This window comes from Burkholderia semiarida, from assembly GCF_029268935.1.
In the GTDB taxonomy this organism is placed as follows: Bacteria; Pseudomonadota; Gammaproteobacteria; order Burkholderiales; family Burkholderiaceae; genus Burkholderia; species Burkholderia semiarida.
On record NZ_JAHLCL010000008.1, the window covers coordinates 1,280,714 to 1,294,664 of the forward strand.

The 13,951-nt window shown below is 69.3% G+C and carries 13 protein-coding genes; 7 read left to right on the forward strand and 6 right to left on the reverse strand.

The window, feature by feature from the left end; genetic code table 11:
* The first annotated feature begins 107 nt into the window (after window positions 1-107).
* The 3 genes from KPB06_RS29015 to KPB06_RS29025 all read left to right on the forward strand — a co-directional run bounded on the left by KPB06_RS29015 (window position 108) and on the right by KPB06_RS29025 (window position 3,120).
* Window positions 108-1,172 (forward strand): 2,3-butanediol dehydrogenase, encoded by a 1,065-nt coding sequence (locus KPB06_RS29015; RefSeq protein ID WP_059585032.1) that lies wholly within the window; start codon window positions 108-110, stop codon window positions 1,170-1,172.
* A gap of 339 nt (window positions 1,173-1,511) precedes the next feature.
* Window positions 1,512-2,168 carry a VC0807 family protein gene (locus KPB06_RS29020; protein WP_059585133.1) on the forward strand — a complete coding sequence of 219 codons (657 nt, stop codon included), beginning with the start codon at window positions 1,512-1,514 and terminating at the stop codon, window positions 2,166-2,168.
* An 85-nt stretch (window positions 2,169-2,253) separates the two neighbouring features.
* Entirely contained in the window at window positions 2,254-3,120 is an 867-nt protein-coding gene (locus KPB06_RS29025; protein WP_275905803.1) for a CPBP family intramembrane glutamic endopeptidase, read from the forward strand.
* 27 nt (window positions 3,121-3,147) lie between these two features.
* Here the strand turns inward: KPB06_RS29025 and KPB06_RS29030 are convergent, their stop codons facing one another.
* The 5 genes from KPB06_RS29030 to KPB06_RS29050 form a co-directional block, all read right to left on the reverse strand.
* Window positions 3,148-4,128 carry an aldo/keto reductase gene (locus KPB06_RS29030; protein ID WP_059639556.1) on the reverse strand — a complete coding sequence of 327 codons (981 nt, stop codon included), beginning with the start codon at window positions 4,126-4,128 and terminating at the stop codon, window positions 3,148-3,150.
* Window positions 4,129-4,287: 159 nt separating this feature from the next.
* On the reverse strand, window positions 4,288-4,959 hold the full coding sequence (locus KPB06_RS29035; RefSeq protein ID WP_059639557.1) for a MarC family protein: 672 nt from the start codon (window positions 4,957-4,959) through the stop codon (window positions 4,288-4,290).
* A 138-nt stretch (window positions 4,960-5,097) separates the two neighbouring features.
* Complete coding sequence (locus KPB06_RS29040; RefSeq protein ID WP_275905802.1) at window positions 5,098-5,898, reverse strand: enoyl-CoA hydratase-related protein; 801 nt, start codon at window positions 5,896-5,898, stop codon at window positions 5,098-5,100.
* Between the two features lie 39 nt (window positions 5,899-5,937).
* A complete protein-coding gene (gene paaK, locus KPB06_RS29045; RefSeq protein ID WP_099317528.1) occupies window positions 5,938-7,260 on the reverse strand; it encodes a phenylacetate--CoA ligase PaaK in 1,323 nt (440 codons plus the stop codon).
* Window positions 7,261-7,314: 54 nt separating this feature from the next.
* Window positions 7,315-8,871 carry a 3-hydroxyacyl-CoA dehydrogenase gene (locus KPB06_RS29050; protein WP_275905801.1) on the reverse strand — a complete coding sequence of 519 codons (1,557 nt, stop codon included), beginning with the start codon at window positions 8,869-8,871 and terminating at the stop codon, window positions 7,315-7,317.
* Window positions 8,872-9,195: 324 nt separating this feature from the next.
* Between KPB06_RS29050 and KPB06_RS29055 the strand changes: the two genes are divergently transcribed.
* Window positions 9,196-9,378: a hypothetical protein gene (locus KPB06_RS29055; protein ID WP_059585026.1), complete on the forward strand. Its 183-nt coding sequence runs from the start codon at window positions 9,196-9,198 to the stop codon at window positions 9,376-9,378.
* Window positions 9,379-9,417: 39 nt separating this feature from the next.
* A complete protein-coding gene (locus KPB06_RS29060) occupies window positions 9,418-10,506 on the forward strand; it encodes a calcium:cation antiporter (protein WP_059639561.1) in 1,089 nt (362 codons plus the stop codon).
* Window positions 10,507-10,540: 34 nt separating this feature from the next.
* On the opposite strand, the gene KPB06_RS29065 is transcribed toward KPB06_RS29060, so the two are convergent.
* On the reverse strand, window positions 10,541-11,449 hold the full coding sequence (locus KPB06_RS29065) for a LysR family transcriptional regulator (RefSeq protein WP_275905800.1): 909 nt from the start codon (window positions 11,447-11,449) through the stop codon (window positions 10,541-10,543).
* A 113-nt stretch (window positions 11,450-11,562) separates the two neighbouring features.
* Between KPB06_RS29065 and KPB06_RS29070 the strand changes: the two genes are divergently transcribed.
* Window positions 11,563-12,501: a 2-hydroxyacid dehydrogenase gene (locus KPB06_RS29070; RefSeq protein ID WP_275905799.1), complete on the forward strand. Its 939-nt coding sequence runs from the start codon at window positions 11,563-11,565 to the stop codon at window positions 12,499-12,501.
* 64 nt (window positions 12,502-12,565) lie between these two features.
* Window positions 12,566-13,930 (forward strand): MFS transporter, encoded by a 1,365-nt coding sequence (locus tag KPB06_RS29075; RefSeq protein ID WP_059585132.1) that lies wholly within the window; start codon window positions 12,566-12,568, stop codon window positions 13,928-13,930.
* Window positions 13,931-13,951: the final 21 nt, after the last annotated feature.

Below are 13,951 nucleotides of genomic sequence, written 5' to 3' on the forward strand. Positions count from 1 at the left end.
GATCGCGCAATCGCGCGACGGGCGCACCGGCAGCATTGCCGCGCACCCGACGACAACCCGACGGAGACAGCAACGTGAGTACACCGGCATCGATCACCCCGCCCAGCATGAAGGCCGCCGTCTGGCATGGCCGCCACGACATCCGCGTCGAAGAGGTTCCCGTTCCGCAGCGCCCGCCCGCGGGCTGGGTGACGATTCGCGTGCATTGGTGCGGCATCTGCGGCTCCGACCTGCACGAATACGTCGCCGGGCCCGTGTTCATCCCGGTCGACGCGCCGCACCCGCTGACCGGCCTGAAGGGCCAGTGCATCCTCGGCCACGAGTTCAGCGGCGAGATCGCCGAGTTGGGCGCGGGCGTGTCGGGCTTCGCGGTCGGCGACCGCGTGACGGCCGACGCGTGCCAGCATTGCGGCACCTGCTGGTACTGCCGGCACGGGCTGTACAACATCTGCGAGAACCTCGCGTTCACCGGGCTGATGAACAACGGCGCATTCGCCGAATACGTGAACGTGCCGGCCGAGCTGCTGTACAAGCTGCCCGACGATTTCCCGACCGAGGCCGGCGCGCTGATCGAACCGCTCGCGGTCGGGCTGCATGCGGTGAAGAAGGCCGGCAACATCGTCGGGCAGACCGTCGTCGTGGTCGGCGCGGGCACGATCGGCCTGTGCACGATCATGTGCGCGAAGGCCGCGGGCGCCGGGCGCGTGATCGCGCTGGAAATGTCGGCCGCGCGCAAGCAGAAGGCGCTGGAGGTGGGCGCGAGCGTCGTCATCGATCCGAAGACGTCCGATGCGATCGCTGAAGTCCGGGCGCTGACGGGCGGCTACGGCGCCGACGTGTCGTTCGAATGCATCGGGCACACGGCCACCGCGAAGCTCGCGATCGACGTGATCCGCAAGGCCGGCAAGTCGGTGATGGTCGGCATCTTCGAGGAACCGGCGCCGTTCAACTTCTTCGACATCGTGTCGACCGAGAAGGAAGTGATCGGCTCGCTCGCGTACAACGGCGAATTCGCGGACGTGATCCGCTTCATCGCGGACGGCCGCATCGACGTGCAGCCGCTCATCACCGGGCGCATCGCGCTCGGCGACATCGTCACGCGCGGCTTCGAGGAATTGGTCAACCACAAGGACCGCAACGTGAAGATCATCGTCCAGCCGGCCGTCTCCTGACCGCACGCGCCCGCCCGCGGCATCCGCGGCATCGATTCGCGCCGCGGTGCGCAGGCCGCCGCTATGCCGTCGTAGCGTCGCCCCTGCCCCTGCGCGGGCGGCGCGCTTGACTCCGCCTCCCTTCTCCGCGCGGCGTGGCACGCAACCCTCATCACCCCGGTCCGGGGCTGCTGCCATGCCGCGTTCCATCCGGACGCGGCACGCGGAAACATTCACAACCCCGAGCCCCGCGCGATTCTTCGATATACTGGACCGAACCCTTTTCAGGGCATTGTCGGGGCAACCGGGGGCGACCACGCCTTTCGCGCGTTCGCCCCGACCTGCGTGGGATGGCGCACCGTGAAACCGCGAGCCGGACTGATACTCGAACTCTTCGTCAACCTCGTGCTGCCGTGGGTAGCCTATCGGGTCGCGCATCCGTATTTCGGCGAAACCGGCGCGCTGTACGCGTCCGCGGTTCCGCCGATCGTCTGGTCGATCGTCGAATTCATCCGCTCGCGCCGCATCGACGCGGTGGCGGCCATCGTGCTGCTCGGCATCACGCTGTCGATCGTCGGGATGGCGTTCGGCGGCAGCCCGCGCACGCTGCTGATGCGCGAATCGATCGGCTCGGGCACGATCGGCATCGTGTTCCTGCTGTCGCTGTTGCGCGAACGCCCGCTGATCTACTATCTGGCCCGCGCCACCGTGGCCCGCGAGATGGACGGCGGCGCCGCGCACTTCGAAGCGGTCTGGGACGCGCAGCCGGGCCTGCGGCAGATGCTGCGGCTGATGACGTTCGTGTGGGGCGCGATCATGACGCTCGAGATGCTGCTGCGCTGGTGGATGGTCGCCAACTGGCCGGTCGAACGCGTACTCGTCGTGTCGCCGGTGATGGGCTACACGGTGTTCGGCTGCCTGCTGCTGTGGACGTTCTGGTATCGGCGACGGATGCGCGTGCGCAACAGCGTCGACATCCCGGGCCGCGGCGGCGTCACGGAAACCGCCGGCCGCTGACACGCGGTGCGCCGGCTGCCCGGCCGCGTTTCACGGCGCCTGCTGTATGATGCGCGGCGTCTCGTCCGCCCATCCGTTTCCCGTCATGTCCCTTTCGCTCCTTCCGTGTGCCACGATCTGGATCGCCCTGTTCGCGGCCGCCGCATTCGCATGGCACCGCCCGCTGCACGGCCTGAGCATCGGCCTCGCCGTGCTCGGCTATGCGGGTGCGCTCGCATTCGGCCAGCTTGCGCCGATCACGCTGGCGCCCTTCGCGCTGCTGATCGCGGCCGCGTGGGGCGTGCTGCCCGAGCGCCCGCTCGCGGTGCGCATCGTGGCGCACCTCGTCTTCGCCGCGCTGGCGATCGCGCTGAGCCTGCACCTGATTCCGGGCTTCCACAATCCGCGCGTGATCGGGCCGATCCGCTTCACCCCGGACGCCGCGCCATTCACGATGTACCTGAACTTCGACAAGCCGCTCGTCGGGCTGTGGCTGTTGTGGGTGCTGCCGTGGGTTGCCCCCGGCGTCGCGCTGTCGCGCGCGCTGCGCACCGGCGTCGTGGCGGCCGTCGCCACGGCCGCCGCGTGCCTGGCCGGCGCGCTCGCGTTCGGGATGGTCGGCTGGGCGCCCAAATGGCCGCCGTCGGGCTGGCTGTGGCTCGTGAACAACCTGTTGCTGGTGACGCTCGCCGAGGAAGCGCTGTTTCGCGGCTACGTGCAAGGCGGGCTGACACGCATGTTCCGCGCGTACTCGTGGGGCCCGTGGGTCGCGCTCGCGGCGGGCGCGGTGCTGTTCGGCGCCGCGCACGCGGCGGGCGGCTGGCAATGGATCGTGCTCGGCACGGTGGCCGGCGTCGGCTACGGCCTCGCGTGGCGGCGCGGCGGACTGCTCGCCGCCGCGCTCGCGCACGCGGGGCTGAACGTCGTCCACTTCGGCCTGTTCACCTACCCGATGCTCGCCGCCGCGCACTGAACGCGGCGCAGGTACCGCCGCCGTCGCTCAGTTGAACCCGGCGACCGCGTGCGGCACGTACGGGCGTTCGAGCGTGGCGATTTCATCGTCGGTCAGCTTCAGCGCGAGCGCGCCGAGCGCATCGTCCAGTTGCCGCGGCTTCGAAATGCCGACGATCGGTGCGGTCACGCCGCGCTTTTGCGCGACCCACGCCAGCGCGACCTGCGCCCGCGGCACGTTGCGCGCGGCGGCGATCGCCGCGACGGCCTCGACGACCGCCTTGTCCGCATCGGCAGTGGCGTCGTACAGCCGCTGGCCGACGTCGTCCTTCTGCTGCCGTTCCGACGATTCGTCCCAGTTGCGCGTCAGGCGCCCGCGCGCGAGCGGGCTCCACGGAATCACCGCGATGCCTTCGTCCTCGCACAGCGGCAGCATTTCGCGCTCTTCCTCGCGATACAGCAGGTTCAGGTGATTCTGCATGCTGACGAAGCGCGTCCAGCCGTTCTGCTTCGACGTGTGCAGCGCCTTCGCGAACTGCCACGCGAACATCGACGAGGCGCCGATATAGCGCGCCTTGCCGGCCTTCACGACATCGTGCAGCGCCTCGAGCGTCTCCTCGATCGGCGTGCCGTAGTCCCAGCGGTGAATCTGGTAGAGGTCGACGTAGTCGGTGCCGAGCCGCTTCAGGCTCTGATCGATGTCGGTCATGATCGCCTTGCGCGACAGGCCGGCGCCGTTCGGCCCCGGCCGCATCCGGTAGAACACCTTGGTCGCGATCACGACGTCGTCGCGCTTCGCGAAATCGCGCAGCGCGCGGCCGACGATCTCCTCGGACGTTCCGTCCGAATACATGTTCGCGGTGTCGAAGAAATTGATGCCGGCCTCGACCGCCCGCTGGATGATCGGGCGGCTTTCCGCTTCCGGCAGCGTCCACGGATGCGTGCCGCGCGACGGCTCGCCGAACGTCATGCAGCCCAGCACCAGCTTCGACACGTCCAGCCCGGTCGACCCGAATTTCACGTATTCCATTGCACGCCTCGCCAATCAGGTGGGGATTGCGGCCGGATGCGCGCCGCGCATCCGCCAGACGTCGCATGGTATCCCGCATGCCGCGAACGCGCATGACCGCGCGCCGCGTGCAGGCTGCGTGAAAGGAGGCCCCTTGAAGGATGAACCGGGTGGCCCCGGTTATCTGGCCTGGTCGGCGAGCGGTTGCAGGAACGCGGAGAAGCCGGTCAGCATGATCTGCACGCCGATGCACAGCAGCAGGAACGCCGACACGCGTTTCGCGACCTTCGTCCCTTCGCTGCCGAGGTAGCGCGCGAGCAGCGCGGAGCGGCTGTAGACCTGCCAGATCACGAGCGCGACGAGCACGGACACGGCGATCGACACGATGCTCGACAGCGCGAACTCCGACAGCTTGTGCGTGCGGTTCGCGTTCAGCGCGATCGCGGTCGCGATCGAGCCGGGGCCGACCGTCAGCGGCATGGTCAACGGGAAGAACGCGCGCGTCATGATCGCGTTCGCGTCGATCGGCTTGACCGGCGTGTCGCCGCCGCCCGGCCCGTCCGGTTCGTTCAGCATCTGCCAGCCGGCCACGGCAACCGCGAAGCCGCCGCCGATCCGCAGCGCTTCCATCGAGATCCCGAAGAAATGCAGCACCGGCGTGCCGGCGAAGAAGGCGACCATCAGCACGACGAACGCATTGAACGCGACCTTCCGCGCGAGCAGATCCCGTTCATGCGCGGTGAGCGCCTCGGTCCGCTCGAGAAACAGGAACGCGATGCCGATCGGATTGATGATGCCGATCAGGCCGGTAAAGCCGAACAGGATCTCGGAGACAAGGCGGTTGACGATCATCGTGCGAAGCATCGGTCGGGACGGGGCCGGCAGCGCGCCGGGGGTCACGCATTGTAGTGCAAGCGCCCGTGCCCGAGACGCAAAATGCGGCCGCCCCCGGTTTCCGCGTCGATCGTCATGAAAGATCGTCGCGCAGCCTTATTCGGCGCCCGTCTCCCACGCCGGCGGCCGCTTCGCGAAGAAGGCCGCGAAGCCTTCCTTCGCTTCCGGCGTCGCCCGCACGCGGGAGATCGTCTGCGCGGTGAACGCCGCGCGCTCATCCGACGGCGGGTACTCGCCGATCGCGTCGAAAAAGCGCTTGATCTCCATCAGCGCGTGCGGGCCGTTGCGGCCGAGTTCCGCGAGCGTCCGCTCGAGCGTGTCGTCCAGCGCATCGAGCGGCACGGCCTGATGAATCAGCCCGATCGCGACGGCTTCGGCGGCCGCGAGCTGCGTCGCGGTCAGCGCGAGACGGCGCGCCTGGCGTTGCCCGACCGCCTCGACCAGATACGGGCCGATCACGGCCGGCAGGATCCCGAAGCGCGCCTCGCTGACCGAAAAGCGCGCGTGGTCGCTCGCAATCACGATGTCGCATGCGGCGCACAGGCCCACCCCGCCGCCGAACGCGTGGCCCTGCACGCGGGCGACCGTCGGTTTCGGACATTGCCGGATCGCGCGCATCATCGCGGCGAACCGCTCGGCGTCGCGCAGGTTCGCGGCCGCGTCGTTCGCGCTCGCACGCTGCATCCACTGCAGGTCGGCGCCCGCGCAAAATGCGCGGCCATCCGAACGCAGCACGATCGCGCGTACGTCGTCGCGCCGACCGATCGTCGTGAACGCGTCGGTCAGCTCCGCGATCATCGTCTCGTCGAACGCGTTCAGCACGTCGCCGCGCTGCAGCGCGACGGTCGCGATGCCGCGCGCATCGACCTTGACGGCCAGGGTCTTCAATCCATCCATCGAACAGGTTTCCTCGGGTAGAACGGCATCCATCGGCAATCAGGCGGCCTGGCGGCGATCGATCACGCGCCGCGCCTTGCCGGTCGCGCTCGCGGGAATGCCGCCGGCCGCGAGCACCGTCACGCCGGACGACACGCCGACCATCGTCTTGATCCGGTGCTGCAGCTCGCGCGCGAGCGCCGCGCGATCGGCGTCGGAAACGGACGCCGCCGCCTCGGAGCGCAACTCGACCGCGAGGTCGAGCCGGTCCATGTGACCGTCGCGCGACAGCGTGATCTGGAATTGGCCCGACAACTGCGGCAGCGCGACGACGATCTCCTCGATCTGGCTCGGGAACACGTTCACGCCGCGCACGATCAGCATGTCGTCGGAGCGGCCCGTGATCTTCGCGAGCCGGCGCATCGCGCGCGCGGTCGGCGGCAGCAGCGCGGTGAGGTCGCGCGTGCGGTAGCGGATCACCGGCATTGCCTCCTTCGTCAGCGACGTGAACACGAGCTCGCCCTGGCTGCCGTCGGGCAGCACTTCGCCGGTGACGGGGTCGATGATCTCGGGGTAAAAATGGTCCTCCCAGATCACCGGGCCGTCCTTCGTCTCGACGCATTCGCACGCGACGCCCGGGCCCATCACTTCCGACAGCCCGTAGATGTCGAGCGCGTCGATGCCCGCGCGCGTCTCCACTTCGTCGCGCAGCGCCTGCGTCCACGGCTCGGCGCCGAAAATGCCGATCTTCAGCGACGATTCGGCCGGGTCCATCCCCTGCCGCACCATCTCGTCGATCAGGTTCAGCATGTACGACGGCGTGACGAGGATGATCTTCGGCTCGAAATCGCGAATCAGTTGCACCTGCTTCTCGGTCTGCCCGCCGGACATCGGCACGACCATGCAGCCGAGCCGCTCCGCGCCGTAGTGAATCCCGAGACCGCCGGTGAAAAGCCCGTAGCCGAACGCGTTGTGCAGCGTATCGCCCGGGCGGCCGCCGGCCGCGCGGATCGAGCGCGCGGTCACGTTCGCCCACGTATCGATGTCGCGCGCGGTGTAGCCGACGACCGTCGGCTTGCCGGTCGTGCCGCTCGACGCGTGCACGCGCACGACCTGCTCGCGCGGCACCGCGAAGAGGCCGAACGGATAGTTGTCGCGCAGATCGCTCTTGGTCGAGAACGGGAACTTCGCGAGATCGGCGAGCGACTTCAGATCGTCAGGATGCACGCCTGCCGCATCGAACGTGCGCCGATAGTGCGGGACGTTGTCGTACGCGTGGCGCAGCGACCACTTGAGGCGGTCGAGCTGCAGCGCCTGCAGTTCGTCGCGGCTGGCGGTCTCGATCGGCTCGAGGGCGGCGGCGGGGTGCGTCGGGTGAATCATCGGGGGCTCCTCCAATGGAGTGATGTCGTTATCGTGTTCGAGGTGACGAGGCGGTCACGACCGGAACATGCGGCCGGCCGCATGCAGCGCGGCGAGCCGCGGCGACACGCGATAGCGGTCCTCGCCGTAGCTCGCCGCCAGGTTCGACAGCACGCGGTGCACGCGGCCGATGCCGATTGCATCGGCCCACGCGAGCGGGCCGCACGGGTAGTTCACGCCCTTCTCCATCGCGAGGTCGAGATCGGCCGGCGAGCACACGCCCTGGTTCACCGTGTCGGCGGCTTCGTTCGCGAGCATCGCGACGGTGCGCATCGCCACCATGCCCGGCACGTCAGCCAAGCCGACGACGCGAAAGCCCGCCTGCTGAAAGAGCCCGACCGCATCGGCGTACGCGGCGTCGCCGCACTGGAGCGCGCGCGTCAGCGCGACGAGCCCGGCCTGCGCGTAATCGCGCGCGAGGTCGACGAGCACGAGATCGGCAACGCCGGTTTGCGCGGCGCGCGCCGTGGCCGTCCGGCCGTCGGTCAGCGCGATCGACGCGCGGCCGGCCGTTGCGAGCAGTTCGTCCGGCTGCGCGCCGGCCTGCCGGACGCCGTCGATACGTTCGGCCAAGCGTGCGTGCAACGCGGCGGCCGGGCCGTCCTGCGCAAACAGCACGACGTCGGCCGGCGCGGCGCGCGGCGGTTCGAGATCGGGGGCGGGCGGCGTCGCGCCGTCCGCATACGAATAGAAGCCGCGCCCGGACTTGCGCCCGAGAAAGCCCGCGTTCACGAGTTCCTGCTGGATCAACGACGGCGTGTAGCGCGGGTCGTTGAAATACGCGCGGAACACCGACTCGGTCACCGCGAAGTTCACGTCGTGGCCGATCAGGTCCATCAGCTCGAACGGCCCCATCCGGAAGCCGGCGGCTTCGCGCATCACCGCGTCGATCGTGGCCGGCGCGCCGCCCTGCTCGTTCAGCACGCGCAGCGCCTCCGCGTAATACGGCCGCGCGACGCGGTTCACGATGAAGCCCGGCGTCGATTTCGCCATCACCGGTTGCTTGCCCCATGCAGCGGCGGTCGCAACGAGCATCCGGGCGATATCGGGCGCGGTCGCGAGCCCGCTGACCACCTCGACGAGCGCCATCAGCGGCGCCGGATTGAAGAAATGCAGGCCGGCGACGCGCTGCGGCACGCGCAGCCCGGCCGCGATCGACGTGATCGAGATCGACGACGTGTTGGTCGCCAGTACGCACGCGTCGTCGACATGGCGCTCGAGGGTCGCGAAGATCTCGCGCTTCACGTCGAGCCGTTCGGCCGCCGCCTCGACGATCAGCGCGGCGCCCGCGAAATCGGCCAGCGCGCGCACCGCGCGGATCCGGTTGCCGGCCGCGTCGGCCTGCGCCGGTTCGAGCCGGCCCTTCTCCGCCAGCCGCGCGAACTGTGCACGGATGCCGGCCAGCGCCTTGTCGCAGGCCGCTTCGTTCAGGTCGTACAGCAACACCGGATGGCCGGCCGCCGCCGCGACCTGTGCAATGCCCGCGCCCATCGCGCCGGCGCCGATCACGCCGACGACGGCCGACGGCGCCAGCGCGCCCGAGTTCACCGAATGTGCAGAGGAAACAGCCATCGATTGCGATCCGTCATGAAGTGGGAATGCGATCGATTATAAACCGACCGGTCGGTAGATTTATGTCAGGGCGAGCCCGAATTTGTCGTGCAAGAGAGCATGACGAAAACCGCAACGACAAAAAAATCGAAAGAGCGCGGCACTTTTTGCAAACCGAAAGGTCAATGTAAGCGCTCGAATATGAGATAGCGACCCCGCAACGCCTGATAAAATTCGACAAATTGCCGGATTGAAGGGGGAAACGCGTGTCGCGCCGTCACCGCCGTCCATCGCCGGCCGTCCTTATGGGGGCGAATCGAGCCACCGGCCCGCGCGTCGCCACCCATGCTTGTCTCGCTGTCCGCGGGCAGCCGCATCGAACCGTTTCGTCCCGCGACGGGCTTCGGCCCGCCCGCGCCCCTCGCCGCCTCGCGGCAGCGAACCGGGCAGCGCCATTGCGCGCTGCCGCCCTTCGGTTTCATCGTCCTCGTTCGGCGGATAGTACGGCCGGGCTTCATCAACCCGTGACGGCGCGTCGCGCGCCGCCACTCGCATAAGGAACCCCTCATGCCGCTCTCGTCCAACCAGCTCCCGCGCTGGACCCTCTGGGCCCCGCTTGCCGCCTGGCTGGTGCTCGCGCTGTCGCGCGTCGTGCCGGCCGAAGGCCTCGTCATCGCGGTGTTCGCGGCCGCGCTCGCCGGCGCCGTGTTCTCCGCCGTCCACCATGCGGAAGTCGTCGCGCACCGCGTCGGCGAACCGTTCGGCACGCTCGTGCTCGCGGTCGCCGTGACCGTCATCGAAGTCGCGCTGATCGTGTCGGTGATGCTCGGCGCGGGCCCCGAGAAATCGGGCCTTGCCCGCGACACCGTGTTCGCCGCCGTGATGATCATCTGTAACGGCATCGTCGGCATCTGCCTGCTGGTCGGCGCATGGAAGCACGGCGAACAGGATTTCCAGGGGCGCGGCGCGAGCAAGGCGCTCGCGGTGCTCGCGTCGCTGTCGGTACTGTCGCTCGTGATGCCGAACTACCTGAACGCCGCGCCGGGCCCGTTCTTCTCGAAATCGCAGCTTGCGTTCGCCGGCGTCGCGTCGCTCGTGCTGTACGGCGCATTCGTGTTCGTGCAGACCGTGCGCCACCGCGACTACTTCCTCGCCGAGCACGACAGCGCCAACGAAGCGGTGCACGCGGCGGCGCCGAGCAACCGCACCGCGGCCATCAGCATGGTGCTGCTGTTCGCGAGCCTCGTCGCGGTCGTGCTGCTCGCGAAGCTGCTGTCGCCGGCCGTCGAGCACGCGGTGCTGAAGCTCGGCGCGCCCGAAGCCGCGGTCGGTATCGTGATCGCCGCGCTCGTGCTGCTGCCGGAAGGGCTCGCGGCCGTCACCGCCGCGCGTGCGAACCGGTTGCAGACCAGCATGAACCTCGCGCTCGGGTCGGCGCTCGCGAGCATCGGGCTCACGATTCCGACCGTCGCGGCCGTGTTCATCTGGGTCGGCCAGCCGCTCACGCTCGGGATCGGCGCGATGGAAACCGTCCTGCTCGCGCTCACGCTGCTGGTCAGCACGCTCACGCTGAGCCAGGGGCGCACGACGGTGCTGCACGGCGTCGTGCACGTCGCGCTGTTCGCCGCGTACCTGTTCCTGTCGATCACCCATTGACGGGCCGCTGCGCGGAACGGGCGAGCAAGCGCCGCTAGACGCCCGCGTCGTCCGTGCTTTCGGTCAGAAACCGCTCGACCATCGCGTTGAACACCGGCAGCGCCGGGTTGTCGTTGTCCGCGCGCCACGCGAGATACAGCTCCGCCGCCACGTTGACGCCCGCGAGCGGCCGGAACACCACGCCGTCGACATGAAGCTCGCGCGCCGACGCCGGCACCAGCGCCGCGCCGAGCCCCGCGCGCACGAGGCCGAGGATCGTATGCGTCTGGCCGACGTAGTGCAGGTAATTCGGCAGCCGCCCGGCGCCCGCGAACATCCCCGAGATCATGTCGTGGAAATACTTGCCCTCGTTCGGCGAATACGCGATGAACGGCTGCCGGTCGAGCTCGTCGGGGCCGATCTGCTCGTAGGCCGCGAGCGGCGCGCCTTCCGCGACCGCGACGAGCATCGGCTCGCGCTGCACGAGCCGGTATTCGAGCGGCTGGCGCGCGGCGCGCTGGCGCACGAAACCCGCGTCGAGCATCCGCGACGCGAGCGCGTCGATCTGCACGGTCGACACCATCTCCCGCAGTTCGACGTCAACGTCCGGCAGCGCGTGCGCCGCATGCGCGAGCAGAACCGGGATCATCCGGTACGCACTGACGGCCGTGAACCCCAGCGTGATGCGCCCGGCCCCGCCGTGCGCGACACGCTGCGCGGCCTGCTCGGCGCGCGCGGAGAATTCGAGGATGTGCCGCGCATCGCGCAGGAAGCGCTCGCCGGCCGCGGTCAGGCTGACCAGCCGGCTGCTGCGCTCGAGCAGCGCGATGCCGAGCGCGTGCTCGAGCAACTGGATCTGCCGGCTGAGCGGCGGCTGGGTCATGAAGAGCCGCCGGGCCGCGCGGCCGAAATGCAGCTCTTCGGCAACCGCGACGAAGCAGCGAAGCTGGTGCAGTTCAATCATTCAAATCTTGAATCAATCGATAGTCTTTTGATGTTAGACGCATATCGATGCGATTTCTATACTCGGTTCCACCTGATGCGCGGCCCGCGCCGCGCACGACGACCGAGACCTTCATGACCATCGACATCCTGCTGACCCAGCCGCTCCCCGACGCGATCGACGCCGAACTCGCCGCCCGCTACACCGTGCACCGGCTGTATGCGGCCGAGCAACCGGAAGCACTGCTCGATCGCGTGGCACCGCGTATTCGCGGCGTCGTGACGGGCGGCGCGAACGGCCTGTCCACCGCGCTGATGGAGCGGCTCGGCGCGCTCGAGATCGTCGCGATCAACGGCATCGGCACCGACGCGGTCGATCTCGATCGTGCCCGGGCGCGCGGCATCCACGTGACGACGACGCCCGACGTGCTGACCGACGACGTCGCCGACATGGCGCTGGGGCTGATCCTGATGACCCTGCGCGACCTCGGCGCCGGCGAGCGGATCGTGCGCGCCGGCCGCTGGGGCAAAACGACCCAGCCGCTCGCGACGCAGGTCACGGGCAAGCGGCTCGGCATCGTCGGGCTCGGCCGCGTCGGACGCGCGATCGCGCAGCGCGCGCAGGCGTTCCGGATGCCCGTCAGTTACTTCGGGCCTCGCGAGCATCGCGACAGCGGCTATCGCTACGTGCCCGACCTCGCCGCGCTCGCGCATGACAGCGACGTGCTCGTGATCGCGGCCTCGGCCGATCACGGCAACGTGCTCGTGACGGCCGACGTGCTCGCCGCGCTCGGCCCCAAAGGATTCCTGATCAACGTCGCGCGCGGCAAGCTGGTCGACGAAGCCGCGCTCGTGCGCGCGCTGGCCGACGGCACGATCGCCGGCGCCGGTCTCGACGTGTTCGCGCACGAACCGCACGTGCCGGCCGCGCTGCTCGAACTCGACCGCGTCGTCGTGCAGCCGCACCGCGCGAGCGCCACGCATGAAACGCGCGAGGCAATGGGCCGCATCGTGCTCGCGAACCTCGCCGCGTGCTTCGCGGGCCAGCGCCCGCCGACCAGCGTCACGCACTGAGCGCGGCGCCGCCCCTTCCATTACGACACGGATGCCTCCGCACGACGGAGGCCAGGAGACACGCATGTCCAATCGATCCAGCGGCGCCGCCGTCGCCGCCTCGCCCGCCGCATCGCGCACGATCGGCCGCGTCCGTTATGCGGTCCTCGCGCTGATTTTCTCGGTTACCGTCGTCAACTACGCGGACCGCGCGACGATGTCGATCGCCGGCACCGGCGTCGCGCACGACCTCGGGCTCACGCCCGTGCAGCTCGGCGTCGTCTTTTCGGCGTTCGCCTGGGCCTATGCGATCGGCCAGATTCCGGGCGGCTGGCTGCTCGACCGCTTCGGCGCAAGGCGCGTGTACGGCCTGAGCCTGTTGCTGTGGTCGGTATTCACGATGCTGCAGGGCACGGTCGGCGCGTTCGCCGTGCACGGCGCGGCCGCGACGCTGGCGCTGTTCGTCATGCGCTTCATGCTCGGGCTCGTCGAATCGCCGGCGTTTCCGGCCAATTCGCGGATCGTCGCATGCTGGTTCCCGACGGCCGAACGCGGCACCGCGTCGGCCTTGTTCAATTCCGCGCAATACATGGCCGTCGTGCTGTTCACGCCGGCCATGGCATGGCTCACGCATGCGCTCGGCTGGGAACACGTGTTCCTGTGGATGGGGCTGCTCGGCATCGCGCTCGCCGCGCTGTGGTTCGCGTGGTATCGCGAGCCGCACGGCCACCCGCGCATGACGAACGCGGAGCGCGACTACCTGCGCGCCCACGGCGCGCTCGTCGATCTCGAGGCGAACCGTATGCGCGAGCGGCCGCGCGCGTCGTGGCACGACGTGTCGCAACTGTTCCGCCACCGGAACCTGTGGGCGATCTACATCGGCCAGTACTGCATCACGGCGCTCACCTACTTCTTCATCACGTGGTTTCCGATCTATCTGATCAAGGGGCGCGGAATGACGATCATGGAAGCCGGCTGGGTCGCCGCGCTGCCGGCGATCTGCGGCTTCACGGGCGGCGTGCTCGGCGGCGTGCTGTCGGACTGGCTGATCCGGCGCGGCATGCATCCGTCGAAGGCGCGCAAGACGCCATTCGTCGCGGGGATGGCGATGGCGACGCTGCTCGTGCTCGCGAACGGCGCATCATCGAACGCGGCCGTGATCGCGCTGATGACGGTCGCGTTCTTCGGCAAGGGGCTCGCGGCGGTCGGGTGGGCCGTGCTCGCCGACACGGCGCCGGAAGGCATGGTCGGGCTGAGCGGCGGCGTCTTCAACGGCCTCGGCAACATCGCCGGGATCGTCACGCCGCTCGTGATCGGCTACTTCGTCGCCAGCACGGGTTCGTTCGCCGGTGCGCTGTGGTTCGTCGCCGCGCACGGGCTGATCGGCATGGCCGCGTACGGGTGGCTCGCGGGCCGCTTCGAGCGGATCCGCATCGCGCCAGCCGCATGAACGCCGCGGCGGCACACCGGC